Annotated in this window: 22 protein-coding genes; 12 read left to right on the top strand and 10 right to left on the bottom strand. The window is 69.7% G+C overall.

Features of this window, described 5'->3' with window-relative positions; translation table 11 throughout:
- Nucleotides 1–53 precede the first annotated feature (53 nt).
- The 6 genes from ABD927_RS08355 (at nucleotide 54) to ABD927_RS08330 (ending at nucleotide 6,733) form a co-directional block, all read left to right on the top strand.
- The gene (locus tag ABD927_RS08355) at nucleotides 54–980 is read left to right on the top strand and encodes a LysR family transcriptional regulator (protein ID WP_345248232.1); all 927 of its coding nucleotides are present in this window, start codon (nucleotides 54–56) and stop codon (nucleotides 978–980) included.
- 137 nt (nucleotides 981–1,117) lie between these two features.
- Nucleotides 1,118–2,266 (top strand): NAD(P)/FAD-dependent oxidoreductase, encoded by a 1,149-nt coding sequence (locus ABD927_RS08350; RefSeq protein ID WP_345248230.1) that lies wholly within the window; start codon nucleotides 1,118–1,120, stop codon nucleotides 2,264–2,266.
- Nucleotides 2,247–2,546, top strand: a complete 300-nt coding sequence (locus ABD927_RS08345; RefSeq protein ID WP_345248228.1) for a (2Fe-2S)-binding protein — start codon at nucleotides 2,247–2,249, stop codon at nucleotides 2,544–2,546. The genes ABD927_RS08350 and ABD927_RS08345 overlap by 20 nt, the downstream gene beginning before the upstream one ends.
- Nucleotides 2,510–3,949 carry an FAD/NAD(P)-dependent oxidoreductase gene (locus ABD927_RS08340; protein ID WP_345248226.1) on the top strand — a complete coding sequence of 480 codons (1,440 nt, stop codon included), beginning with the start codon at nucleotides 2,510–2,512 and terminating at the stop codon, nucleotides 3,947–3,949. Before ABD927_RS08345 ends, ABD927_RS08340 begins: the two co-directional genes overlap by 37 nt.
- 178 nt (nucleotides 3,950–4,127) lie before the next feature.
- Nucleotides 4,128–5,564: an MmgE/PrpD family protein gene (locus tag ABD927_RS08335; protein WP_345248224.1), complete on the top strand. Its 1,437-nt coding sequence runs from the start codon at nucleotides 4,128–4,130 to the stop codon at nucleotides 5,562–5,564.
- Between the two features lie 221 nt (nucleotides 5,565–5,785).
- Entirely contained in the window at nucleotides 5,786–6,733 is a 948-nt protein-coding gene (locus tag ABD927_RS08330) for a Bug family tripartite tricarboxylate transporter substrate binding protein (RefSeq protein ID WP_345248222.1), read from the top strand.
- A gap of 10 nt (nucleotides 6,734–6,743) precedes the next feature.
- Here the strand turns inward: ABD927_RS08330 and ABD927_RS08325 are convergent, their stop codons facing one another.
- Together ABD927_RS08325 and ABD927_RS08320 are read right to left on the bottom strand one after the other, a co-directional pair.
- A complete protein-coding gene (locus tag ABD927_RS08325) occupies nucleotides 6,744–7,715 on the bottom strand; it encodes a Bug family tripartite tricarboxylate transporter substrate binding protein (RefSeq protein WP_345248220.1) in 972 nt (323 codons plus the stop codon).
- A 38-nt stretch (nucleotides 7,716–7,753) separates the two neighbouring features.
- Nucleotides 7,754–9,475: a thiamine pyrophosphate-requiring protein gene (locus tag ABD927_RS08320; protein WP_345248218.1), complete on the bottom strand. Its 1,722-nt coding sequence runs from the start codon at nucleotides 9,473–9,475 to the stop codon at nucleotides 7,754–7,756.
- Nucleotides 9,476–9,787: 312 nt separating this feature from the next.
- Here ABD927_RS08320 and ABD927_RS08315 point away from each other — a divergent pair, with 312 nt between their 5' ends.
- From ABD927_RS08315 to ABD927_RS08290, 6 genes are all read left to right on the top strand, one after another.
- Nucleotides 9,788–10,672 carry a helix-turn-helix domain-containing protein gene (locus ABD927_RS08315; protein WP_345248216.1) on the top strand — a complete coding sequence of 295 codons (885 nt, stop codon included), beginning with the start codon at nucleotides 9,788–9,790 and terminating at the stop codon, nucleotides 10,670–10,672.
- Between the two features lie 101 nt (nucleotides 10,673–10,773).
- A complete protein-coding gene (locus ABD927_RS08310; RefSeq protein ID WP_345248214.1) occupies nucleotides 10,774–11,289 on the top strand; it encodes a (2Fe-2S)-binding protein in 516 nt (171 codons plus the stop codon).
- Between the two features lie 122 nt (nucleotides 11,290–11,411).
- On the top strand, nucleotides 11,412–11,888 hold the full coding sequence (locus ABD927_RS08305) for an SRPBCC family protein (protein WP_345248212.1): 477 nt from the start codon (nucleotides 11,412–11,414) through the stop codon (nucleotides 11,886–11,888).
- Nucleotides 11,885–12,769: an FAD binding domain-containing protein gene (locus tag ABD927_RS08300; protein ID WP_345248210.1), complete on the top strand. Its 885-nt coding sequence runs from the start codon at nucleotides 11,885–11,887 to the stop codon at nucleotides 12,767–12,769. The genes ABD927_RS08305 and ABD927_RS08300 overlap by 4 nt, the downstream gene beginning before the upstream one ends.
- 10 nt (nucleotides 12,770–12,779) lie before the next feature.
- Complete coding sequence (locus ABD927_RS08295) at nucleotides 12,780–15,209, top strand: xanthine dehydrogenase family protein molybdopterin-binding subunit (RefSeq protein ID WP_345248208.1); 2,430 nt, start codon at nucleotides 12,780–12,782, stop codon at nucleotides 15,207–15,209.
- Entirely contained in the window at nucleotides 15,206–16,198 is a 993-nt protein-coding gene (locus tag ABD927_RS08290; RefSeq protein WP_345248206.1) for an amidohydrolase family protein, read from the top strand. Before ABD927_RS08295 ends, ABD927_RS08290 begins: the two co-directional genes overlap by 4 nt.
- A gap of 46 nt (nucleotides 16,199–16,244) precedes the next feature.
- On the opposite strand, the gene ABD927_RS08285 is transcribed toward ABD927_RS08290, so the two are convergent.
- From ABD927_RS08285 to ABD927_RS08250, 8 genes are all read right to left on the bottom strand, one after another.
- On the bottom strand, nucleotides 16,245–16,670 hold the full coding sequence (locus tag ABD927_RS08285) for an organic hydroperoxide resistance protein (RefSeq protein ID WP_345248203.1): 426 nt from the start codon (nucleotides 16,668–16,670) through the stop codon (nucleotides 16,245–16,247).
- A 197-nt stretch (nucleotides 16,671–16,867) separates the two neighbouring features.
- Complete coding sequence (locus tag ABD927_RS08280; protein ID WP_345248201.1) at nucleotides 16,868–18,322, bottom strand: enoyl-CoA hydratase/isomerase family protein; 1,455 nt, start codon at nucleotides 18,320–18,322, stop codon at nucleotides 16,868–16,870.
- A gap of 61 nt (nucleotides 18,323–18,383) precedes the next feature.
- Nucleotides 18,384–20,072: a thiamine pyrophosphate-binding protein gene (locus ABD927_RS08275; RefSeq protein ID WP_345248200.1), complete on the bottom strand. Its 1,689-nt coding sequence runs from the start codon at nucleotides 20,070–20,072 to the stop codon at nucleotides 18,384–18,386.
- Between the two features lie 56 nt (nucleotides 20,073–20,128).
- Nucleotides 20,129–20,560, bottom strand: a complete 432-nt coding sequence (locus ABD927_RS08270) for a thioesterase family protein (RefSeq protein WP_345248199.1) — start codon at nucleotides 20,558–20,560, stop codon at nucleotides 20,129–20,131.
- Nucleotides 20,545–22,122 carry a class I adenylate-forming enzyme family protein gene (locus ABD927_RS08265; protein WP_345248198.1) on the bottom strand — a complete coding sequence of 526 codons (1,578 nt, stop codon included), beginning with the start codon at nucleotides 22,120–22,122 and terminating at the stop codon, nucleotides 20,545–20,547. The genes ABD927_RS08270 and ABD927_RS08265 overlap by 16 nt, the downstream gene beginning before the upstream one ends.
- 32 nt (nucleotides 22,123–22,154) lie before the next feature.
- Nucleotides 22,155–22,481 carry an NIPSNAP family protein gene (locus ABD927_RS08260; protein ID WP_345248197.1) on the bottom strand — a complete coding sequence of 109 codons (327 nt, stop codon included), beginning with the start codon at nucleotides 22,479–22,481 and terminating at the stop codon, nucleotides 22,155–22,157.
- A gap of 79 nt (nucleotides 22,482–22,560) precedes the next feature.
- A complete protein-coding gene (locus ABD927_RS08255; protein ID WP_345248195.1) occupies nucleotides 22,561–24,006 on the bottom strand; it encodes an NAD-dependent succinate-semialdehyde dehydrogenase in 1,446 nt (481 codons plus the stop codon).
- A 115-nt stretch (nucleotides 24,007–24,121) separates the two neighbouring features.
- Nucleotides 24,122–25,036 (bottom strand): LysR substrate-binding domain-containing protein, encoded by a 915-nt coding sequence (locus tag ABD927_RS08250; protein WP_345248193.1) that lies wholly within the window; start codon nucleotides 25,034–25,036, stop codon nucleotides 24,122–24,124.
- Nucleotides 25,037–25,209: the final 173 nt, after the last annotated feature.

The following is a 25,209-nucleotide window of genomic DNA, read 5'->3' as shown; positions in this document are numbered from 1 at the left end:
AGGCAAACCTGTGAAACTCGGCGGTACACCGCTCGAAGCCGCAGGATGATTGCATGAACATTCGCTTCCTCGAAACCGTGTTGTGGCTGGCCCGGCTCCGCACCATCAAGGCGACGGCGGAAAAGCTGTGCATCACCGATGCCGCGATTTCGAGCCGCATCTCCGCGATCGAGCAGGATCTGGGCGTGCGCCTGTTCTCCAAGAGCGAGAAGGGTTTCCTGCTGACCAAGCACGGCGAGGAGTTCATCAAGGCGGCCAATACCATCGTTCCCGCCTACTACGAAATGCGCCAGAGGATGCTCGATCCGGCGGAGCTGAAAGGGAACGTGCGCATCGGGGTCGTCGCCACCATCAGCATGACGATCTTCCCTTACGTGGTGCGGATGCTGAGAGACAAATTTCCCTCCGTGTCCCTGTCGATCGTGATGGACCTGGCACAGCGCCTGTTCGAAAGCCTTACCAACGGACAGCTCGATATCTGTCTGTGCGACGAGCCCAATGTAGTGCCGAGGGAGCTGCAGTTCACGCATATCTACAGCTTCGTCATGCAATTCGTGGCCAGTCCGCGCCTGGGGATCGATACCAGCGTGCCGCTGTCGCCTGCCGATCTGTGCCGGTATCCCGTCATCGGCTATCCGAAGGGCATCGACACGCAAAACAGCATGGACGCCTATTTCCGCAGTGTCGATCCGGGCAAACTGACGTTCCACGCGTCCAATTCGATTTCCACCACCATTCACATGGTATCGGCCGGACTGGGCATCGCCGCGGTACCCAATGTGGTCGTCCAGAAGGACGTCGAAGCCGGCTCCCTGGTCGTGCTTCCGACGCTGAAGGCGCTGCCGGAAACGTCTTACTGCGCGCTGTATCCCAGCGCCGAATCGACCGGCGTGCCGCTGGCCATCTCGGCGATTGCCCGCGAGGCGGCGCGCGCGTTCTGCGACCGGTTCGACGCCAGGCTGGCCCGCCAGCTCGACTGAGCCGCGCTGCCGGCCCGACCGCGTGCCGGGCCAAAGAAAAAGTTGCCTCGGACAGACAAAAAACTTGCTGGCTTCGGCCGTCCCCTGTTCATACCATTGCCGATATCGCGCCCGATTGCGGCGCGGGCCGGATCAACGTGGTTCAGATCAGTGGAGGCGTCGACGAAGCCATGGTTCGCACTTGCGATGCAATCGTGCTGGGTGGAGGGATCGTAGGCTGTTCGATCGCATTCGGTCTTGCGCGCGCCGGCCTCGCCGTGACGGTGCTCGACGAAGGTGACGTCGCGTTCCGTACGTCGCGGGGCAGTTTCGGCCTGATCTGGACGCAAAGCAAAGGCGTCGGCTGTCCGGACTATCACTTCCTGTCGCGGCGGTCGGCCGATGCATGGCAGGAGCTGGCCGACGAGCTGTCGATGCGCAGCGGCGTCGACACGGGCTTCAGGCGCCCCGGCGGCGTGTCGCTCTATACCGACGAGCCGGAATTGGAAAGGCGCATCGCGCTCTGCGGGCAGCTGGCCGCGGAAGCGGGCGACCTGGGCTTCGACTACCAGGTGCTGCGCCGACCGGAACTCGATGCGCTGGTGCCGGGACTCGGGCCGCGCGTGATTGCCGGGGTCTATACCAGATACGACGGCGACGCCAATCCGCTCGCGCTCATGCGCGCCTTGAACGGTTCGATGCAGGCCATGGGCGTGCGCTATGTGCCTCAGGCCAAGGCCGTCTTCAAGTCGGCGGCGCCGAATGCCTTTGCCGTTTCCGCCGGCGGCGACGAATATCGCGCGCCCAAGGTGGTGCTGGCCGCCGGCGTCGCCAACAAGGCCCTGGCGACCCAGGTCGGGATGAACGTTCCGGTGCGGCCGCAGCGCGGGCAGATCATCATCACGGAGCGCGCGCGGCAGTTCCTGTCGCTGCCCACGTGGATCATCCGCCAGATGTCCGAAGGCGGCTTCCTGATCGGCGATTCCAAGGAAGAGGTCGGATTCGACGAACGAACGTCGGCCGCCGTGCTGCAGGACATTGCCCGCCGGGCCGTGCTGTCCTTTCCCTTCCTGGCATCGCTGCGCATCGTGCGCACCTGGGGCGCGCTGCGCGTGATGTCGCCCGACGGCTTGCCGATCTACGACCAATCGGAACGATGCCCAGGCGCGTTCGTCGTGACCTGCCACAGCGGCGTGACGCTGACCGCGACCCACGCCTACCACGTCGCGCCGGCGATCGCGCGGGGCGCCCTGGTGGGCCTCGATTCTTTCAGCACGAGGAGGTTCGATGTTCAGACCGTTGCCTGACAGCCCCGCCCGCCCCTTGGTCAACATGACCATCGATGGCTCGGCGCTCGCCGTTGCGGCGGACATTTCGGTGGCTGCAGCCCTGCTCGCCGCCGGCGACGAGGCCACGCGCACGACGCCCGTGTCGGGGGCGCCGCGGATGCCCTATTGTCTGATGGGCGCGTGTTTCGACTGCCTGGTGGAGATCGACGGCGTGCCCAACCAGCAGGCCTGCCTGGTGCAGGTGCGCGAGGGGATGCGGATATGCCGCGCGATGGGCGCCAGGACGGTCTCGCCATGAACGAACAATGTGATCTTGCCATCGTCGGCGCGGGCCCGGCGGGCATGGCGGCGGCGATCGCCGCGGCCGAGTGCGGGCTGTCGGCCATCGTGGCCGACGAGCAGTTCGCGCCCGGCGGCCAGATCTACCGCGGGATCGAAGCGGTCGCCGCCTCCCGGCCGCAGACCTACGCCGCGTGCGGCGAGGACTACGCCAAGGGGCTGGACCTCGTCAGGGCCTTCCGCGACAGCGGGGCGCGCTACCGTTCCCGCGCCTCGGTATGGCGGATCGATGAAGACAGGACGGTCTATTGGTCCGATGGCGAGCGCAGCCACCGGATGCAAGCCCGTTCGGTTCTCATCGCCACCGGCGCGATCGAACGCCCGGTCCCCATCCCCGGCTGGACCCTGCCGGGCGTGCACAGCTGCGGCGGGGCGCAGATTCTGTTCAAGAGCGCGGATCTGGCGCCGGGCGGCCGCACCGTGCTGGCAGGCTCCGGCGTACTGCTGTTTCTGTACGCATGGCAATTGCTGAGGCGCGGCGTGGCGGTCGACGCCATTCTGGAGACGACGCCGCCGGCCAACTACGCGCGGGCGGCGCGCCATCTTCCGGGTGCCCTGGCCGCGGCGGGCTACCTGAGGAAAGGCCTGCAGATGATCCATGCCTTGAAGCGCGCCGGCATTCCCATCGAGCGCGGTGCGTCGAGCCTGCGCGCCGTGGGGAAACGGCGCGTGGAGCGCATCGAATACCGGGCCGGCGGCCGGGCCAGGAGCATGCCGGTCGATACGCTGCTGGTGCATGAAGGGGTCGTGCCGCACGTGAATCTCGCCTTCTCCATCGGTTGCGAAACCGCCTGGGATCCGGTGCAGCTGTGTTTCCGGCCCGTGCTCCAGCCCTCCGGCGAAACGTCGGTTCCCGGCGTCTTCGTCGCCGGCGACGGCGCAGGCATAGCGGGCGCAGTCGCCGCGCAGCATGGCGGTACCCTGGCGGGGCTGTCCATCGCGAAGCAGTTGGGCGCGATCGACGATGCGAGGATGGAGACGCTCGCCGCCGTGGCCCGCGCGCAGTTGAAGAAGCATCTTTGCGTGCGGCCCTTCCTGGACACGCTCTACCAGCCGGCCAGGGAAGTGCTGGCGCCATCCGATCCCGATACCATCGTGTGCCGGTGCGAAGAGGTGTCGGCTGGCCAGATCCGCAAGCTGGCAGCCGAAGGATGCGCCGGGCCCAACCAGCTGAAGGCCTTCGTCCGCTGCGGGATGGGACCGTGCCAGGGCCGGCTGTGCGGCCTGACCGTGGCCGGGCTGTTGGCCGAAGCCCGCGGCAAGGCGGTTGCCGAGATCGGCCATTACCGGGTCAGGTCGCCCGTCAAGCCGATCACGGTCGGCCAATTGGCCGGCCTCGATGACCCGATGGAGGGCGTCTGAACCCGACGCGGGCACCATGGCGGGGCAGTGCGCTGCAGGCCGGTGCAGATCAGAAAAAAGCTGGTTCGGCGCGAAAAAAAACTTGATGGACCCTCAATTTTGCGCCGCGTAGACTCGATTCCAATCCCTCGACCCGGGCGCCGCCGAAACCTGGTTCCAAATTCACGCGAGGCTTACGATGCTCCAAGCTGTTGCCCCCCTGCCTGTCCAGATCTACGCCGGCCCGCTGGCCCAAGGCGCGCCTACCCGGGCACTGGCGTCATTCGCCGCCGGGCTGCGCTTCGAGGACATTCCGGGGCCGGTGGTCGAGCGCGCCAAGGAACTGCTGCTGGACTATCTCAGCACCGTGGCCGCGGTGGCCAAGGAAGATCCGGCGCAGCGCCTGATCCGGTTCGCCTCCAAGATGGGCGGGCCGGCGGAAAGCCGCATCTTGGGCGCCGGCGTTTCGGTGGCCGCGCCATGGGCCGCCCTGGTCAATGGCACCATGGGCCACATGATGGAACTGGACGACACCGATCGCAAAACCATGGCGCATGCGGGCGACAGCCTGTGGGCCAGCGCGCTCGCCGTGGGCGAGCGGCAGAACGCCTCGGGCGCCGAGATCCTGGCGGCTGCCATCGCCGGTTATGAGGTGTCGCTGCGCATCGGCGAATCGGTCATGCCCGATCACTACCGACGCGGCTGGCACCCCAGCGGCACCTTCATGCCGTTCGGCGCCGCCGTGGCGGCCGGCAGGCTGCTGGGCCTGGATGCGCAGGCCATGGGGTGGGCGCTGGGCAACGCCGGCGCGCAAGCCTCGGGCAATTTCGCGCACCTGGGCGAGCGCGCCATGACCAAGGACTTCAATTGCGGGCATGCCGCCAAGTGCGGCGTGATCGCCGCCCTGCTGGCCGCCGAAGGCTTCACCGGGCCTACCGACGTGGTGGAGAACCGGCGCGGGTTCATGGCGCTGTATGGCGTCAACGTGCATCCGGAACGCCTGACCGCCGGCCTGGGCGCGCATTGGCGCGTAATGGACGTTTCGCAGAAGGCCTATTCCGGTTGCCGCTACATACATCCCAGCCTGGATATCGTCACGGCGTTGCAGAAGGAAGTCGGGTTCAGGCCGGAGGACGTGAAGCGGGTGGTTTGCCGTCTTCTCTCCACCGGCGCCGGCCTGGTCAACGATCCGGTGCCCTGGGACGGCAGCAAGGGCCTGCAGGGCACGCGTTTCTCCTTGCATTTCAACATCGCGGTGGCGCTGCAGATGGGGCGCGAAGGCCTGTGGAGCCTGCTGGACGAGCGCCACCCGCTGCAATACCGCGACCGGCCCGAGATCCGCGCCATGATGGCGCGCATCGAAGTCATTCCTGATGCGGAGTTGGACAAGAATTTCCCGGACAAGTGGTCCACGGCGCTGACGCTGGAACTGAGCGACGGCCGCAGCTTCACCCGCGAGGCGGACTATCCCACCGGCGAACCGGAGAATCCGATGGCGCGGGAAGACTTGCTGCGCAAGTTTGACATCCTGACCGAAATGGCGGGCTGGAGCCGGGACAAGGCGAGCGGCCTGCCTCCCGAGGTCGCCCGGCTGGATCGCGCGTCCGATCTGTCCGGACTGTTGACGTTCCTGTAGGCCCGTTCGCTTCCGAGCGGCGCCAGCGACACCCCGGCACGGCCCGGGGGCACGGATATCCGGTTCTTTCAGCCATATCCGGCTGATTCCTCTGTGCGGCGAAGGCCGCGGCCGAGCGGCGTTGCATTGCTGATGCCGACGCGTTCCGCCGGCGTCCCGCCAGCGAAGGCAACGACTTCTTTTTCAAGGGGAAGCACATGTCGCATCGAATCAGAGTCTTGTTGTCCTGCCTTTGTGTCGCGTTGGCCTGTGGCGCCGCCCATGCGCAGGAATATCCGAATAGACCCATCAAGATCGTGGTGCCGTTCGGCGCCGGCAATTCATCCGACGTCATCTCGCGCATCATCGCAGGCAAGCTGTCCGGCCTGCTGGGGCAGCAGGTCTATGTCGAGAATCGTGTCGGCGCCGGCGCGATCATCGGCACCGAGTACGGGGCGCGCGCACAGCCTGACGGCTACACGCTGGTGTTCGGCTCCACCGGCCCGCTGGCCATCAGCCCTGCGCTGCAGCCCGCGCTGGTCAAGTACGATCCCATCAAGAGCTTCATCCCGATCGCGACGCTGGCATGGACGCCCCAGGTCTTCGTGGTCCCGGCGGACTCGCCGTACAAAGACATCCAGTCGCTGGTGGCGGCCGCCCGGGAAAAGCCGGGCCAGATTCTGTTCGGTTCCGGCGGCACCGGCACCACCCAGCACCTGATCATGTCCAAGTTCGCCAGCGCCGCGGGCGTGAAGCTGATGCACGTGCCCTATGCCAGCGCTACCGCCGCCCTGACCGATCTGATGGCCGAGCGGGTCGCCGTGCTGTCGGATGTGCTCAACGTCGTCCGGCCGCAGCTGCTCTCCGGCAAGATCCGGGCGCTGGGTGTCACGCCCGACCAGCGGCTGTCGCAATTGCCCGACGTGCCCACCATCCAGGAGCAGGGCGTGCCGTTCAACATGCAGAGCTGGAACATTATGCAGGTGCCGGCAGGCACCCCGCCGGACATCGTCGCCAAGCTGGAAGACGCCATTGGGCGGGTCCTGGAGATGCCCGACGTGCAGAAGCAATGGAACGACCTGGGCTTCGTCCGCATGGCGCTGCCGCAGCCCAGGATCCGCGACTTCCTTCTCTCGGAGATGAAGGTCTGGGGCGACGTCGTGGAGAGTTCTGGCGCCAAGACGGAATAGGGCTGCCCGCCTAGCTGCCGGAGATGTCCAGCTCCTTGAGCAACCTTCCGAATTTGTCGTGCTCGGCCTTTAGGAAGCCGGCCGGATCGTCGGTAGCCGGAATGTCGATGCCTTCTTTTTGCATCGCGGCCCTGAAGTCGGGTTCGGCCAGGATTTCGCGGACGTTTTTCTTGAGTAGCGCGACGACGGGGGCGGGAGTGCCTTTGGGGGCGAACATCGCGGTCCAGTTGCCCAGGACGAAATCGGGGATGCCGGCCTCGGCCATGGTGGGGACGTTGGGCAGCGTGGAGGATCGCTTTTCGCCGGTGACCACGTAGGCCTTGATGCGGCCCGCCTCGATCAGCGGCTTGGCGGGCAGGATGCCGGAGAAGTAGAGGTCCAGGCTGCCGCCGGCCACGTCATTGGCGGCCTGCGCGCCGCCCTTGTAGGGAACGTGCGCAATGTCGAGCTTCGCGGCGCGCCGCAGCCAGGATCCGCTGATGTGGGCCGGGCTGCCCACCGCGCCGCCGAAATTGATCTTGCCCGGCTGCGCGCGGATCTCCTCGATCAGGCCGCGCATATCGTTCGCGCGGAACTCCTTCTTGCCCACCAGCACCAGCGGCGTCGAGCCCACGATCGAAATCGGCTCGAACTTGTCCAGGTCGTACGGCGTATTGCGCGTCAGCTGCGGCACGATCACCATCTCGGTGTTCAGGCCCAGCAGCAGCGTATAGCCGTCCGGTTCGGCGCGCGCCACCTGGGTCACGCCGATGGTGCCGCTGGCGCCCGGGCGGTTCACCACCACCACCGGTTGCCCCAGCCGCGTCTCCAGCCGGTGCGACAGCTGGCGCGCGGCGAAATCGCTGGAGCCGCCCGGAGCGTACGGCACGACGATCTGGATCGCCTTGGTCGGGTAGGACTGCGCCCAGGCGGGTGCGGCGGCGGCCAGCGGCAGGATGCAGGCCAGGAGCCGGAAAGTGATGCGGGTCAGGCTCGGATTCATGTCGTCTCCTATTGTTCGTTCATTGGCGGTCGCGGCCGCTACATGCTGCTGATGCGCACGTGCAGCAGCGCCGAGCGGCCGCCGCGCACCGCCTCCAGGCAGCGGTCGAGCGCGGCCGGCACGGCGCCGGGGTCGTCGACGCGTTCGCCGTGCCCGCCGAAGGCGTGCGCCACCGGGGCGAAATCGGCGCCCGGCAGGGCGGCCTCGAAGTCGTCGCTGGCCTTGGCGGCGCCGTCGGGGTAGACGCGCAGCGTGGATTCCTTCACGGCCGACCAGCCGCCGTTGTCGATCACGATGCTCAGGATCGGCAGGCCGTATTGCTGCGACACGGCGAACACCGAGCACGGGTTGTTCAGGTAGAAGCTGCCGTCGCCCACCACCTGCACCGCCAGCCGGCCCGGGTCGGCCAGCCGGGCGCCGAGCGCCATCGCGCCCGAGGCCCCGAGGCCGCCGCCGCCCACGCGCACCAGCGTGCCGGGGCGCGGCCGTGGCAGCTGGGCGTTCAGCGCGGGGGAGTTGCGCACCGCCTCGTTGAAGACGATGTCGTCGGGAGCCAGGCGGCGGCCGAGTTCGGCGAACAGGTAGTGCGGGTTGACCTGGCCGTGCTCGCCGCGCCGCTCCGCCTGCTGCCGCGCGCGCTGGCGGGCGGCTTCGCGTTCGGCGGCGATGGCGTCGTTGCGGGCGCGGACCGCGGCGTCGAAGGAGGGGGTGCGGCGCTGCTCGACGGCGTCGGCCAGTTGTTCCAGCACGCGTGCGCTGTCGCCTTGCAGCCGCTGGTGCGAAGGGAAATTCCACAGCGGCGATTCGCCCTTCAGGACGTCGACGTCGATCTGCGCCCAGAAGCTGTCGGGCGCGGGCGCGGCGTCGCGCGGGAACCAGGGCACGTCCACGTCCACCAGCAGGCCGAGGTCGGCCCGGGCCAGCGCGGGCCCGGGCTGGAAGCCGCAGAAGTTGGGACCGTCGTGCGCGATGTTGTTGACCGCGTTGGGTTCGAACACGCGGATGCCGGCCAGCGCGGCCAGCCGTTCGATCTGCGCCGAGGTGCGCGCGTTGCGGCCGCCGTAGGCGGTGAGCAGGATGGGCCGTTCGGCCGCCAGCAGGCGTTCGGCCAGCCGCTCGGCCAGGGCGGGATCGACGCCGCCCGGCTCGTTCGGGCCGTAGCGGTCCTGCGGATAGGACGGCACGGCCTCGGGCGCCCAGGTTTCGGTCAGCGTTTCGCGCGGCAGCATCAGGTAGGCGGGGCCGCGCGGCTCGCTGTGCATCACGCTGTGGGCACGGCGCAGCGCCTCCTTGACCACCACGCCGGAAGGCAGCGTCCATTCCCACTTCACGTAGGGGCGCACCAGGCTGCCCTGGTCGAACGGTTCCTGGATGAAGTGCACGTAGTTGTCGCGCGAACCCTTCAGTTCGCCGCACGAGGTGTACGGCGCCTTGCCGGCCATCAGCAGCACCGGGATGCGGCTGCGGAACAGGTTGTGCATGGCCATCGAGGCGTTGGCGGTGCCGGCGTCGACGTGCACCAGCACGCCCTGGCCGCGGCCGGTTGCCAGCGCGTAGCCGGCGGCCATGTGGGCGGCGGTGCTTTCGTGCGGACAGCGCACGATGGCAGGGGCGCGCTCGCCGTGCGCGCGGCGGCGGGCCAGTTCTTCGATGATGGGGGCGTGGTCGGTGCCGAAGTTGCAGAACAGGACGTCGATACCCAGTTCGTTCAGGCCTTCGAGCAGGAAATCGGCGGTGGAACGGGAAGACGGATCGGGCATGGGGACTCCGGAAAGGCCGCCGCCCGTACGCGGACGGCGGGCAGGAATGGTAGGCGGCGCGCCCGGTGCGGCGCCATACCCCGGAGTCTGGTCGGGCCCGCGGGCGGCGAGCGGTACGAAAATTCACCCGGATGGCGGTCCGGCGTGAGAAAACTTGACGAGTTCCCGCTTCCGGCGGCTTCCCGCCCTGGTTCGGCGAGGCCTTTGCCGATATGCTGAATAGTCCGATACGGAACCGAACGGCCACAGCGCCGAGCCGCCCACGCGGCCAACAAGCAGGGGCCGATGATGCCCTGCGGTGGAGACGAATGCATGACCGACGCAGTCAGGCTGTACCAGGGCCCCTTCGGTCGGGCCGCCCTGCTCGACTCGGACCACGACCTGATGACTCACGCGCACCCGCAGTGCCACGTGTTGATCAAGGCCGGCGGCGCCGACGCCGCCTACCAGGTGCGCGACCGCAAGGTGGCGCTGTCGGCCGATTCGATGGTGCTGGTCAACGCCTGGGAGCCGCATCTGAAGTTCCAGCCGCCGGCGGGCGAACGCTCGATGGTGCTGGTGCTGTGCGTGGAGCCGCTGTGGCTGGCCGAATACGACTCGCAGCTGTCGGGCAGCGGCATGCCGGATTTCTTCCCTTCGCCCAGCGCGGCGATGCCGCCGTCGGTGCGCAAGCTGGCCGACCGCCTGATCGCCGAGATGCTGTCCTGCGCCCCGGGCGAAGAACCCTCGCGCGACATCGAAGTGGCGCTGTCCGACCTGATGCTGTCGCTGACCCATCTGTACGCCATGCGGCGCAGCTGGGTCGACACCTACCGGCTGCAGATGCGCCAGCGCACCGACGCGCGCATCACGCGCGCCATCCGCTACCTGGGCGAGCACCTGGGCGAGGTCCTCAACTGCGAAGACCTGGCCCGCATGCACCACCTGTCGCGCCAGCATTTCTTCTCGCTGTTCCGGCAGTGCACCAACGTCTCGCCCATCCTGTACCTGAACACGCTGCGGATGGAGTCGGCCTTCCGCACGCTGGGCGGCAGCGCGGCCACCGTCAACGTGGTGGCCAACGACCTGGGCTTTTCCGAGCCGCACCACTTCACCCGCTTCTTCCGCCGCAACCTGGGCATTCCGCCCAGCGAGTACCGGCGCACCGTGTCGCTGGTCCAGCCCGACGGCGGCCGACAAATTCCGACTTCCTGGTAGGTCTCAAGACTGGGGGGTAGGGCGCGCGCCCTACCCCCTGCCTATCATTCCTCCCCACAGTATTTCCGCCCGCGGTCGGGCGGACTGACAGGGGAGTACAGATGGACGAGCGGCGCTACGTCGTCAACATCGAGGTCAATGGGGTCGAGCGGCAGGCCAGCGTTCCGGCGCGGCTGTCGCTGGTCGACCTGTTGCGCGACGAATGGGGCCTGACCGGCACCCACGTGGGTTGCGAGCACGGCGTGTGCGGCGCCTGTTCCGTCATGCTGGACGGGCGCGCGGTGCGCTCCTGCTGCATGTTCGCGGTGCAGGCCGATGGCATGCGGATCACCACCGTCGAAGGGCTGGCGCCTCCCGGCGGCCAGGCGCTGTCGGTGCTGCAGGAGGCCTTCTGCGAAACGCACGGGCTGCAATGCGGCTACTGCACGCCCGGCATGCTGGTGGCGGCGCAGGCGCTGCTCGACAGCGTGCCCGACCCAACCGAGGAACAGATCCGCGACGCCATCGGCGGCAACCTGTGCCGTTGCACCGGCTACCGGCAGATCGTCGACGCCGTCAAACTGGCCGCCCAGCGGCTGCAAGCCCCGGTGAGCGTGGCCGCAACCCCCATACTTTGAACCACTCGGGTCCTCTCCAGGGCGCCGCGGATCCGGCTTCGCCGGTCCGCCAGCGCCGCCCCCTCGAGGGGGTGCGGCCGCAGGCCGCGCAGGGGTGGGCCCAACTACAGGATACCCCCTATATGGATATCGGAGGAACCCAGGTCATCGCGGCGCCGCGCGCCGAGGTTTGGGAGGCGCTCAACTCGCCCGAGGTGCTCAAGACCTGCATTCCCGGCTGCGAGCGCATCGAGGCCGATGGCGACGACCGCTACAAGGTGACGATGGTCGCGGCCATCGGCCCGATCCGCGCGCGCTTCCTCGGCACGCTCACGCTGACCGACGTGCAGCCGCCCACCGCCTATTCGCTGCTGTTCGAAGGCAACGGCGGCGTGGCCGGCTTCGGCAAGGGCGGCGCCAGCGTATCGCTGGCCGACCTGCCCGAAGGCACCTCGCTCAGCTACACCGCGCAGGCACAGGTGGGCGGCAAGCTGGCGCAGATCGGCTCGCGGCTGATCGACACCGTCGCCAAGAAGCTGGCCGCCGATTTCTTCCGCGCCTTCGAGAAGCACTTCGAGGCCCGCGCCGCCGCCGGCGGCGACGCGGTGCGCGCGCAATGAAAGCCGCGCCTTTCGAGTACGAGCGCGCCGAGTCGGTCGAGCACGCCTGCGAACTGCTGGAGCGCCACGGCTTCGACGCCAAGCTGCTGGCCGGCGGCCAGAGCCTGGTGCCGATGATGGCGATGCGGCTGGCGCGGCCGGCGGTGCTGGTCGACATCAACCGGCTGCAGGAGCTGAAGGCAATCGAAGACCGCGGCGACGCGATCGCGATGGGCGCCGGCGCCCGCCAGCAGGCCGTCAAGGACGACGACGCGCTGGCCGCGCGGGTGCCGCTGCTGCGCCACGCGCTGCACTGGGTCGGCCACGTGCAGACGCGCAACCGCGGCACCGTGGGCGGCAGCCTGGTGCACGCCGACCCGTCGGCCGAACTGCCGCTGTCGGCCCAGGTTCTGGAGGCCGAGATCGTGCTGCGCAGCGCGCGCGGCACGCGCACGCTGACGGCGCGCGAATTCTTCGTCGGCATCATGCAGACCGCCACCGAGCCCGACGAATGCGCGGTCGAGATCCGCTGGCCGGTATGGGCCGGCGGCGGCGTGGGCGCCGCGTTCGAGGAAACCAGCATGCGGCATGGCGACTTCGCCATCGTGGCCGCCGCCGCGCAGCTGCAGATCGACGCCGACGGCCGCTGTACCCGCGCCGCGTTCGGCGTGGCCGGCGTCGACGGCACGCCGCTGGCCTTTCCTGACATCGCCCGCGAACTGGTCGGTTCGCGCCCGGGGCCGGCCGAGTTCGAGGCCGTGGCCGACCAGCTGTCGCGGCGGATCGAGCCGGGCGACGACCTGCACGCCAGCGCGGCCTACCGGCGGCACCTGGCCAAGGTACTGACGGCCCGCGTGCTGGCCGCGGCCCGCGAACGCTCCGGCGCGGTCCGGCAGCAATGATGAGGATGCGATGAGCGAACCGACCCTGTTGAAACAACCCGCCGCCCACGCCGGGCACGCCGTGGACGGCAGCCCGCAGTTCAAGTACATCGGCAAGCACCGCCGGCCCAAGGAAGACCGCCGCTTCGTGACCGGCAACGGCCGCTACGTGGCCGACATCCAGATCCGCGGCACCAGGCACGTGGCGCTGGTGGCCAGCCCCTATCCGCACGCCCGCATCACCGCGATCCGCACCGAGGCCGCGCTGGCCTCGCCCGGCTGCCGCTACGTGCTGACCGGCGAGGAACTGTGCGCCGCCACCACGCCGTTCTTCATCGGCGTCGACGCGCCGCTGGTCAAGCGCTACGCGCTGGCCAACGGCGTGGCGCGCTACGCCGGCGAGTGGGTGGCGGCGGTGGTGGCCGACAGCCGCCACGAGGCCGAGGACGCGGCCGAACTGGTGGAGGTGGACTACGAGCCGCTGCCTTTCGTGATCGATCCCGAGGAATCGGCCGCCGGCACCGCGCCGCTGATCCACCCCGACCACGGCAGCAACGTGCTGTTCCGGCGCAAGTTCGTATGGGGCGACGTCGACGGCGATTTCGGCCGCGCCGACCTGCAGACCGAGCTGAGCGTGCGCTGGGGCCGCAACGCCACCGTGCCGATCGAGACCTTCGGCGCCATCGCGCAGTGGAATGCCGGCACCGGCATTCTCGACCTGTGGGCCTCGATCCAGATGCCGAAGTTCCCCGACCAGGTGGCGCAGGCGCTGGGCCTGCCGGGCAACGCGGTGCGGGTGCACTTCGACGTGGACGTCGGCGGCAGCTACGGCGTCAAGCGCGGCATCAAGCACTCGGTGCTGGTGGCCTACCTGGCGCGCAAGCTGGGCTACCCGGTGCGGCTGATCGAAGACCGGCTGGAGAACATGCGCGGCGGCGACATGCACGGTCCGGACCGGGCGTTCGACGTGCAGGCCGCCTTCGACCGCGACGGCATCGTCAAGTCGCTGCGCATCCGCGCGCTGGACGACGTGGGCGCCTATGCCGGCCGCTCGCCGCTGCAGCTGGGCAAGCCGGTGGGCGCCATCGTCGGCCCGTACAAGATCGGCAGCGTCGAGTACGAGCCGATCTCGGTCATGACCAACAAGACGCCGCAGGAAGCGGTGCGCGGCTTCGGCCAGGCGCCCACCAATCTCGCCATCGAGGCCACCATGGACCGCATCGCCGCGATCCTGGGCATCGACCGGCTGGAATTGCGGCGCCGCAATTTCATCCGCAAGGAAGAGTTTCCGTACATGATCCCGAGCGGCAGCACCTACGACTCGGGCGACTACCACACCGTGCTGGACAAGACGCTGCGCGCGGTCGATTTCGAGGCGCTGGTCGTCCGCCGCGACGAGATCCGCCGCGCCGGCGGCGTGGCCGGCATCGGCGTGTCCACCTGCCTGGAGCCCAGCGGCGGCAACTCGGCCTTCGAGCCGCTGTTCAACAACAAGAACGAAACCACCACCTGGATGGACTCCTGCCTGGTCCGCATCGACCTGTCGGGCTCGGTCACCGGCGTGATGAACACATCCAGCAGCGGCCAGGGCCACGAGACGCTGGTGTCGACCGTGATCGGCGAAGTGCTGGAGCGCGATCCCGACGGCATCCGCGTGGTGCGCGCCGATTCGCTGTCGGCGCTGCCGTCCAACAGCCCGGTGGGCAGCCGCATGGCCATCATGCTGGGCGGCGCCGCGGCCGGCGCGGCCCGCATCCTGAAGCGGCGGCTGATGGAGATCGCCGCCCACAACCTGCGCGTGCCGGTCGAGGCGCTGCGCTACCGCGAAGGCGACATCGAGGTGGCCGACGACCCGTCGCAGAACCTGCCGTGGTCGGAACTGGTGGCCATTGCCCACCGCAAGTTCCACAAGATGCCGCCCGGCATGGAACCCGGCCTGCAGGCCAAGTTCGTGTGGGAGGTGCCCACCGGCGGCACGCTGCCCACGCCCGACGGCCGGGTCCAGATGTATCCCTGCTATTCGTTCGAGGCCCACGTGGTGCTGGTCGAGATCGACCCGCAGACCTGCAAGCCGCACATCACCCGCTACGTGTGCGGCCACGACTGCGGCGTGATGATCAACCCGCACGTAGTGCACGGCATGGCCTACGGCGGCATCGCGCACGGCATCGGCGCCGCGCTGTACGAGAAGTTCGCGTACTCGGAGGACGGCCAGCTGCTCAGCGGCACCTTCATGGATTACCTGATCCCGAGCGCGATGGAAGTGCCCAGCGTCGACCTGGTCGACCACTGCACGCCGTCGCCGCTGACCACCTTCGGCCAGAAGGGATCGGGCGAGGCCGGCTATCTCGGCGCGCCGGCCGCCGTCGTCAGCGCCATCAACGACGCGCTGGCGCCCCATGGCGCGAGCGCGCTGTCCCTGCCGATCACCCAAGACGTCATCTGGAAAAGCTTGTCATGATCATCGATATCCACGCCCATTTCATCCCGCGCGTGCTGTTCGAGCGCTTCGACGCCCGCCACGCCGAATTCCCCGGCGTGCACCTGCTGCGCGACGGCAACAACGTGCGCATCGCCTTCCTCGACGGCGAGCCCACGCGGCCGATCTCGCCCAAGCTGTCCGACCTGGACGACCGCCGCGCGTGGATGGACAAGAACGGCATCGACCACCAGCTGATCGGCGGCTGGCTCGACAGCTTCGGCTACGAGCTGCCGCGCGCCGAGGGCAAGGCGTGGAGCCGCTTCATCAACGAATGCATGCTCGACGCGCTGAAGGACGAGCCGCGCTTCACGCCGCTGGCCACCGTGCCGCTGCAGAACGGCGAGGACGCCGCCGAGGTGCTGGAAGAGGCGATGGCCGCCGGCTTCGGCGGGCTGATGATCGGCACGCTGCCGCAGGGCCTGGGCGGCGTGCTCGACGGCCCCGACCTCGACCCGTTCTGGGCGGCCGCCTCGCGCCTGGGCGCGGCGGTGGTGCTGCACCCCATGTTCCTGTGCGGCGAGCCGCGGCTGGCCGACTACGACCTGGTCAACGCCATCGGCCGGCTGGCCGATACCTCGATCGCCGTGTCGCGGCTGCTGTTCTCGGGCCACCTGCTCAAGTACACCGGGCTCAAGCTGGTGCTGTCGCACGGCGGCGCCGCGCTGCCGTACGCGCTGGGCCGGCTGGCGCGCAATTTCGCGATCGGCGGCGGCAAGTACGCCGATCCGCGCAAGGGCTACGGCACGCTGTATTTCGACAGCGTGGTGTTCGACCCGGAGGCGCTGGAGTTCCTGGCCCGCACCGCCGGCGCCGACCGCGTGATGCTGGGCTCCGACATGCCGTTCCCGATCGGCGACCCGGCGCCGCTGGACATCATCCGCAATGGCGACTTCACCGAAGAAGAGCGCGGCGCGATGCTGAGCCGTACCGCGCGCAACATCTTCCGCGTGAAGGGCTGCGACTGCTAGCGGCCGGCCGGCGCGCCGCCGCCTTGCCGCGCCGGCCGCCGGTCCGTCAGACCACGGTCAGGCGCACGTCGATGTTGTTGCGGGTGGCGTTCGAGTACGGGCACACGACGTGGGCCTTTTCCACCAGCGATTCGGCCGTGGCGCGGTCGACGCCGGGCAGGCTGATTTCGAGATCGACCTCGATGCCGAAGCCGGTGGGGATGGCGCCGATGCCCACCTTGCCGTGCACGCTGGCGTCGGCCGGCAGGGCGACTTTCTCGCGGCCGGCAACGAACTTCAGGGCGCTGAGGAAGCAGGCGCTGTAGCCGCTGGCGAACAGCTGTTCGGGGTTGGTCCCCTCGCCGCCGGCGCCGCCCAGTTCGCGCGGCGTGCTCAGGCTCAATTCGAGCTTGCCGTCGTCGGAAACGGAACGGCCGTCGCGGCCGCCGGTGGCGGTGGCGCCGGCGCGGTAGAGAACTTTGGCGATCGACATGGTGATGCTCCTTGCTGGACGGGTAGGCGCGCTGGAAAAGGGGCGTGGCCGCCGGTGCGCGAGCCCGGCGCCCTTCATCCGCCTACGATAGCCCAGCGGCGCGCCATTCGCCGGCTTCGTCTCGCCACGCCAGCGGCGGCGCGTGACAAGACGCCGCCGGCGATGCAACCCGCCGGTGGCTGACGCGTGGGTGGTCCTCAGCGCTTCTTGTTCTGCGCGTTCCAGTTCTTTTCGAGATTGCGGATCAGGTCTTCGCTCAGGTGGCAGAACAGCTGTTCGTACGCATAGGTGGCGAGGTAGCGGCGCAGGTCGTCCATCGGCTCCAGCGCGATGCGCAGGGCCTTGCGGTTGCCGCCGATGCTGGTCATGCCGGAGCCGGAGGCCTTGGCCACGCAGGCTTCGATGGCGGCGTCCATGTCGTCGGCCGGCACTACCTGGTTGACCACGGTGCGGGCCTCGGGCGATTCCACCGGGAAGGCCTTGTCGAACATGATGGCCTCGCGCGCCAGGCTTTCGCCGGTGAAGCGCGGCATGCGCAGATTGGCCAGGCCGGGGATGATGCCTTCCTTGCGGGCCGGCAGGTTGAAGTAGGAGCCGGCCTCGGCGATCACGTAGTCCATCAGCAGCAGGATCTGGCAGCCGCCGCCGATGGCGAAGGTATCCACCGCCGCCACCCAGGGCTTCTCCAGCGTGTCTTCCGGCTCGTCCAGCGGCGCTTCCAGGCTGTCGGCCGGATCGAGCACCAGGCCGCGGTGGGCCTTGTTGAAGAACCCCATGTTCTTGATCAGGAAGGACATGTAGGTCTGCTGGCCGTGATATATGTGCGACAGGTTGATGCCGGCCGAGAACACGCGGCGCCCCGCGTACTTCGGATGGTCGACCACGCCGCCGCGCATCACGCCGATGCGCAGGTCCGGATGCAGCAGGATCAGGTCGGTGCCGATCTCGAACGGGATCATGGTGGTGGTGTCTTCCGCGTTCAGGTAGCGCGGGTTCTGGAAGGTCAGCCGGCCCACGTGGCCCTCTGCCTCGACCAGCGCCCGCTCCAGCTGCACGCTGCCCTTGGCGCGGAACTCGTCCAGCAGCGCCAGCGATTGCGGCAGCGGCCGCAGCATGGCGCGGATCAGGTGCGCGCCGATGGCGCGATCGGCGAACAGCTGGCTGAAGAACAGGCCCTGGTTCAGCTCCAGGCCGTCCTTGTCCTTCTGCATCCGCTGGCTTTCTTCCAGCAGTTCGGCGTCGGACGGCATCACGCCGGGCAGGCGCTCGGCCGCGCGCCGCGCCAGTTCTTCCACCCGCAGCGGGGCGGTGCCTTCGCGCGTCAGCTCGCGGTAGACGGCGTGCGCGTGGGCGCGGAAGAAGTGCCGGCCGGCGGCCGCCAGCAGGTGGAACACCGCGTGGCCGGCGGCCTTGGCGGCTTCGTCGCGGGCCGATTTCAGAGGCAGCCGGGCCAGCAGCTGGCGGCCCTGGCGGCCGATGGCCTGCATGGCGGGCAGGTCGGCGTCCAGGCGCCGGCCGCGCGCTGCGCCGGGCGCGGCGAATTGCGCCTCCCAGGCCTGCAGGTCCGCCAGGAAGCGGTCCACTTCGCCGTCCGGCAGGCCGGCCGCGGTCAATCGCGGACGTCTCTGGTCCGCGGGAATGTGCTCGATCATTTCGAATGCTCCTCGGTAAAGGGCCCGGCCGCCGGGGCGGCGCGGGAGCGGGCGCGCGGCGTCAGCGGCCGCGCATGGCCTTGTCGCGCAGCGCCGTCAGCGTGGCGCGCGTGGTGATGGCCTCGGGATCGGTGCGCAGTTCGATCAGCGCGGCGCGGCCGGCGGCCAGCGCGCGCTCGAAGGCCGGCGCGAAATCTTCGGTGCGTTCCACCACCTGGCCGTCGACGCCGTAGGCGGCCGCCAGCGCGGCGAAATCGGGGTTCTCCAGGTCGGTGCCGAACACCCGGCCCGGATAGTGCAGTTCCTGGTGCATGCGGATGCTGCCGTACATGCCGTTGTTGACCACCACGAACACGATGGGCAGCCGGTATTGCTTCACGGTGGCCAGTTCCTGGCCGTTCATCAGGAAGCAGCCGTCGCCCGCCACGCACACCACCTTGCGGCCGGGGTGGAGCAGCGCGGCGGCGCAGGCGGCCGGCATGCCGTAGCCCATCACGCCGCTGGCCGGCGCCAGCTGGGTGCGCAAGCCCCGGTACTGGTGGAAGCGGTGCAGCCAGCCGGTGTAGTTGCCGGCGCCGTTGGTGACGATGGCGTCGGCCGGCAGCGCGCGGCGCATCTGCGTGAATACCTGGCCGAGGTCGACCGGGCCGGGCATGGGGCCGGGCGCGAGCGTGTCGGCGTATTCGGCCTGCAGGGCGTCGCTCCAGTCGCGCCATGCCGGCGCGCTGGCCGGCGCCAGCGCCGCCGCGGCTTGCGCGAACTCGGGCAGGCCGGCGTTGATCGCCAGGTCGGCCTCGTAGACCTTGCCCAGTTCGGCCGGGTCCTGGTGCACGTGGACCAGCGTGGCGGCCGGCCGCGGCACGCCCAGCAGCGTGTAGCCCGAGGTGGTGGTCTCGCCCAGCCGCGCGCCGATCGCGATCAGCAGGTCGGCCTCGCGCACGCGCCGCGCCAGCGCCGGGCTCACGCCCACGCCGAGGTCGCCGGCGTACAGCGGGTGGGTGTTGTCGAACAGGTCCTGGCGGCGAAAGGCGGTGCACACCGGCAATCGGAAGGCCTCGGCGAAGGCGCGGATGCCGGCGCAGCCCTCGGCGTTCCAGCCGCCGCCGCCCAGGATCGCCAGCGGCCGCCGCGCCTGCGCCAGCAGGGCCTGCAGGCGCGCCAGGTCGGCCGGCGCCGGGTTCGGCTGCACGCGGCGATAGGGAGCGGTGTCGGCCACCTCGGCCTCGCGGTACAGCACGTCTTCGGGCAGCGCCACCACCACCGGGCCGGGCCGGCCCGATACCGCGACGTGGAAGGCGCGGCCGATGATCTCGGGCATGCGCTCGATATGGTCGACCTGGGTGGCCCACTTGGCCATCGCGCCGAACATCGTGCGCACGTCGATTTCCTGCCACGCTTCGCGGCCGAGCTGGCCGGTGCCGACCTGGCCCACCAGCAGCACCAGCGGGGTCGAGTCCTGCGACGCGGTGTGCACGCCGATGCTGGCGTTGGTGGCGCCCGGGCCGCGCGTGACCAGGCAGACGCCGGGCCGGCCGGTCAGCTTGCCGTAGGCCTCGGCCATGTGGGCGGCGGCGCCTTCCTGGCGGCAGATGACGGTGCGAATGGCATCGCGCGCCTCGTACAGGGCGTCCAGCGCCGGCAGGAAGCTTTCGCCGGGCACGCAGAAGGCGTGGTCGACGCCGTGGACCTTGAGCGCGTCGACCAGGATGCGGCCGCCGGAGCGGGGCGTGGGGGTGGAGGGTGCGGACATGCGGTCGTCTCTCGGGAATGGAATTCTTGAAGCGTGGGCGGCAGGGGACGCCACGGTCAGGGGCCGCCGCCCTCGCCGCCGGCCGCCGCGGCCACCCGCTGCGCCTTGGCCGCCAGCCGTTCGCGCTGCTTGTCCAGCGACACCACGAAGCGCACATGGCGGGCCCGGCCCACGGTGTCGAGCGCGTCGCGCACCTCGGCCTCGAACGCCACGCGGCGGCCGTCGACCTCGGTCACGCGGACTTCGACGTCGACCCACATGCCGAGCAGGGTGGGGCCCAGGTGGTCGAGCTCGATGCGCGCGCCGACCGAGTTCTCGCCCTCGTCCAGATACTGCTGCAGCAGTTCGCGGCAGGTGGATTCGACGTCGCGCGCCATCGACGGCGTGGCGTAGATGCGGAAGGCATCGCCCATGAAGGAAATGGTGCGGCCGGCGTCGATCTCCATCCGCGCGGTATGCGCCAGGCCCGGGCTCAGTTGCGCGCGCATGACGGGCCGTCCTGGGTCAGGGTTTCGCGCGCCAGCCAGGCCTCGCGCAGTTCGGTCTTCTTGACCTTGCCCATCGGCGAGCGCGGCAGGGCGTCGACGAACATGAAGCGGCGCGGGATCTTGTAGCCGCCAAGGTGGTCGCGGCAGTAGGCGATGACGTCGGCCGGCTCGGGCGGCGCCGCGCCGGCCATCGACAGCACGGCCAGCAGCGCCTCGCCGTATTTCACGTCGGGCACGCCCAGCACGGCGGCCTCGGCCACGCCGGGATAGCGCTGCAGCACGCTTTCGACTTCGCGCGTGTAGACGTTCTCGCCGCCGGTGATGACCATCTCTTTCTTGCGGTCGAGGATGTACAGATAGCCGTCGTCGTCCAGGCGGCCGACGTCGCCGGTGTGGAACCATTCGCCGCGGAAGGCGGCGGCGTTTTCCTCCGGCAGGCCCAGGTAGCCGCGCGACACCTGCGGGCCCGACACCAGCAGCTCGCCCGGCTGGCCGGGCGGCACGTCCTGGCCCTGGTCGTCGACCAGGCGCACGCGGGTGGCGGGCAGCACGCGGCCGGCGGCGCGCAGCAGTTCGGGCCGGCCCTGCAGCGCGAGGTGGTGCGCGGTTTCGTCGAGGATCGCCACGTAGGGCGACGTCTCCGTCAGTCCGTAGCACTGGTGAAAGCCGACGCCGGCGAAACGTTCCATCGCCATGCGCAGCCATTGTTCGTCGATCGGCGAGGTGCCGTAGCTGATCAGACGCAGCCGGCTCAGGTCGTAGCGTTCGATCTCGGCTTCCTTCAGGATGCGTACGATCATCGCGGGCACCAGGCTGGCGATGGTGACGCCGTAGCGCTCGATGGTCTCCAGCACGCCCTGCGGCGAAAATTCCTTCAGGTAGACGTGGCCGCCGCCGAACATGCTGACCACGGTTGCCTTCAGGTCGGTCGAATGGAACATCGGCGACACGTGCAGGTAGATGTCGTGTTCGGTGGGCGCCATCACGCGCGACAGCTGCAGCGCGTTGGCCACGATGTTGGCATGGGTCAGCCGCACGCCCTTGCCGCGGCCGGTGGTGCCGCCGGTGTACAGCAGCAGCGCGTCGTCATGCTCCTGCGCTTCGTGCGGATCGACCGGCCGCGCCGCTTCGAACAGCTCGGCGGTGGACGGCAGGCCGCCGCCGCAGCCCGCCGGGCCGATGCAGACGGCGCGGTCGCGCCACGGCGCCAGTTGCGCCTGGTCGACGAAGTAGCTCAGCGATTCGTCCACCAGCAGCAGCTTGCAGCCGGCGTCGTCGAGCATCATGGCCAGCTCGGCGCCGGCCAGCCGGAAGTTCAGCGGCACCGGCACCGCGCCGGCCCAGTAGCCGCCCAGCAGCAGTTCGGCGTGGGCCACGGAGTTGCGGCACAGGGTGGCGAAGCGGTCGCCCGGGGCCAGCCCGAGCGCGCGCAGCATGCCGGCCGTGCGGACGATGCGCTCGGCGTATTGCGTCCAGGTGAGGCGGCCGGCCGCGTCGTGGATCGCCACGCGCTTGCCGTGGGTGCGGAAGGTGCTTTGCAGCAGGTGGGGAAGCGTCAGCACGAGGGTGTCCAGATGAGTCGATGCGATGCGGCCTAGGCGCGGTCGGCCGGCGAGAAGTCCACGGGATTGAGCGCCAGCACGGTCTGCGAGGCCAGCAGCGGGCCGTCGGTTTCGCTGGCGGCCTTGACGCGCTTCCATTCCTCGTCGGCGGCGAAGGCCTGCAGCGCCTGCTGTTTCTGCGCCTCGGACTCGAAGCGGGTCAGGTAGCAGAAATCGTCCGGCGCGTCGGGGCGGGTCCAGCAGTGGACGACCTCGATGCCCAGGCGGGCGAAGATCGGCATGGTGTGCTGCCCGAAGCGGCGCACCAGCGCCTCGTGCTTGCCGGGGCGGGCGGTGTAGGTCCGGAGTTCGTAGATCATGGCGGGGTCCGAAGAAACGTTGCGTTGGGGAAGATGACGCAGGGCCCGGCCGGCGGGCCCTGCCGCGCAGGCCGATGCGTCAGAAGGCCGACGATTGCACCACCAGCTTGGTGACCTGGTAGGCCTCCAGCCCTTCGCTGGCGCCCTCGCTGCCGTAGCCGCTTTCCTTGACGCCGCCCCAGGTGGTCTCCGGGCCGTTGATGGTGAAGGTGTTGATGCCGAGCATGCCGGTTTCCAGCGCTTCCGACAGGCGGATGTGGCGGCCGGCGTCGCGCGTGAAGGCGTAGGCGGCCAGGCCGTAGGGCAGCGCGTTGGCGCGGGCTATCACCTCGTCTTCGTCGCGGAACGGGATCAGCAGCGCGATCGGCCCGAAGGGTTCTTCGCGCATCGCGCGCGCCTCGGGCGGCACGTCGCGGAACACGGTGGGGCGGAAGAAGTTGCCGATGCCTTCGAGCCGTTCGCCGCCGGCCAGCAGCCGGGCGCCGCTGCGCTGCAGGTCGGCCACGGTATCGGCCACGGCCGCCAGCCGGCGGGTGTTGGCCAGCGGGCCCATCGCGGTGCCGTTTTCCAGTCCGTGGCCCAGCTGGACCGCGTTGGCGGCGGCGGCGAAGCGCGCGGCGAAATCGTCGTAGATGCGTTCGTGCACGAAGAAGCGGGTGGGCGAGACGCAGACCTGGCCGGCGTTGCGGTACTTGGCGGCCGCGCACAGCGCCACCACCTGGCCGGGGTCGACATCGTCGAACACCAGCACCGGCGCGTGCCCGCCCAGTTCCATCGTGATCGGCTTGACTTCCTGCGCGGCCAGCGTGGCCAGCTGGCGGCCGACGGCGGTGGAGCCGGTGAACGACACCTTGCGCACCACCGGCGAACCGATCAGGTGGCGCGATACCGCCGGCGGGTCGCCGAATACCAGCTGCACCACGCCGCGCGGCACGCCCGCCTCGGCGAACGCGCGCACGATCTCGACCGCGGTGGCGGGGGCTTCTTCCGGCGCCTTCAGGATGCAGCAGCAGCCGGCCGCCAGCGACGCGCTCAGCTTGCGCGCCGGCGTGGTGGCCGGGAAGTTCCACGGCGCGAAGCCGGCGGCCACGCCGATCGGCTGCTTCAGGATGGTCTGGCGCAGCTGTGAAGAGGCGCCCGGCACCACCCGGCCGTACGCGCGCCGGCCTTCCTCGGCCATCCATTCGATATGGCCGGCGGCGCCGTCGACCTCGACCAGCGCCTCGGCCAGCGGCTTGCCTTCTTCCTGCGTGAGCAGGCGCGCGATGCGTTCGCGCCGTTCGCGGATCAGTCCGGCGGCGCGGCGCATCAGGCGGCCGCGCTCGACCGCCGGCGTGGCGCGCCAGCCGGGCCAGGCGGCGGCCGCCGATTCGAGCGCGCGGTCCAGGTCCTGCGCGCTGGCCAGCGGCAGTTCGCCCAGCGAGCGGCCGGTGGCGGGATCGATCACGCTGTGCGTGGCGCGGCCTTGCACGCCAAGCCATTCGCCGTCGATGAAAAGCTTGAGGTCGGGACTCTCGGAAGACATGGGATCTCTGCGGAAGGAGTAATGTGCCGCAGATGATAGGAGCCGGCCTCGCGCGCGGCCCTACCGCGCAGTCTGGCGATCTACCCGGGAGTCGGAATTTCGCGGCCGGCGGCCCTTACTCTTCCAGCAACTGCTGATAGAGCCGCATGGTTTCCGCCCCTTCGGTGCGCAGCCAGTCGCAGAAGGCGTCGCCGGTTTCGCCGTGCGGGGTGCCGGCGGCGCGGTTGGCGTAGTAGTGGCGGCGCGTGACGCCCAGCCGCTTGAACGGGATGCACAGGCGGCCGGCGGCGATGTCGTCGACCACCAGGAAGTAGGGCGCCAGCGCCACCCCCAGCCCTTCCTGCGCCGCCTGGATCGAAAAATACAGCTGCTCGAAGGCCAGCGTGCCGGCCGGCTGCACCGGCTTTTCGCCCACCGCGGCGATCCAGTCGTCCCAGTCGATGATGGCGGTGGCGTAGCTCAGCAGCACGTGGTGCGACAGGTCGGCCGGCCGTTCCAGCGGGCCCGCCTCGCGCAGGTCGGGATGACACACGGCCACCACCGTCTGCGGCAGGAAGCGCTGCGCGGCGCAGTTCGGCGGCGGCGCTTCCGAACCGCGGATCACGATGTCGTAGGGCGAGTCGGCCATGTCGATCGGCGCCAGCGAGGTGGTCAGCCGCACGTCGACGCCGCGGTGGCGGCGGCGGAACGTGGCCAGGCGCGGGATCAGCCAGCGCAGCGCGAAGGTGGGCGGGGCGTTGACGCTGAGCACGGATTCGTCGGCCGCGCCGCCGGCCTCGGCGGCGGCCGCTTCGATGCGATCGAGCGCGCCGCCCAGCGCCTGCGCGAAGCGGTGCCCGGCCGGGGTCAGCGTGAGCTGCGAGCGGTTGCGCTGGAACAGCGGCGCGCCCAGCCAGCCTTCGAGCAGCGCCACCTGCCGGCTGACCGCCCCGTGGGTGACCTGCAGCTCGGCGCCGGCGCGCGTGAAGCTGCCCAGCCGGGCGGCGGCTTCGAATGCTTTGACGGCGTTCAGGGGAGGCAGCCTGCGCATGAATGGGGTGTCGGGATGGGGCGAAGGGCCTCGTAAGATACCGCAGCGCTCCAGGGGGCGCCATGCGGTCCATTACGCGGTATGTGCGGCCCGGGCGCCGTTCGTGCGCCGGCCGGCGTCGGCCCGGACGCGCTGTACTATCATGGCGGCCGGGCAGTGTGCCAATAATGGAA

Source organism: Pigmentiphaga soli, assembly GCF_039541095.1.
Taxonomy (GTDB): Bacteria; Pseudomonadota; Gammaproteobacteria; order Burkholderiales; family Burkholderiaceae_B; genus Pigmentiphaga; species Pigmentiphaga soli.
This window is presented reverse-complemented; position numbering and strand designations above follow the sequence as displayed.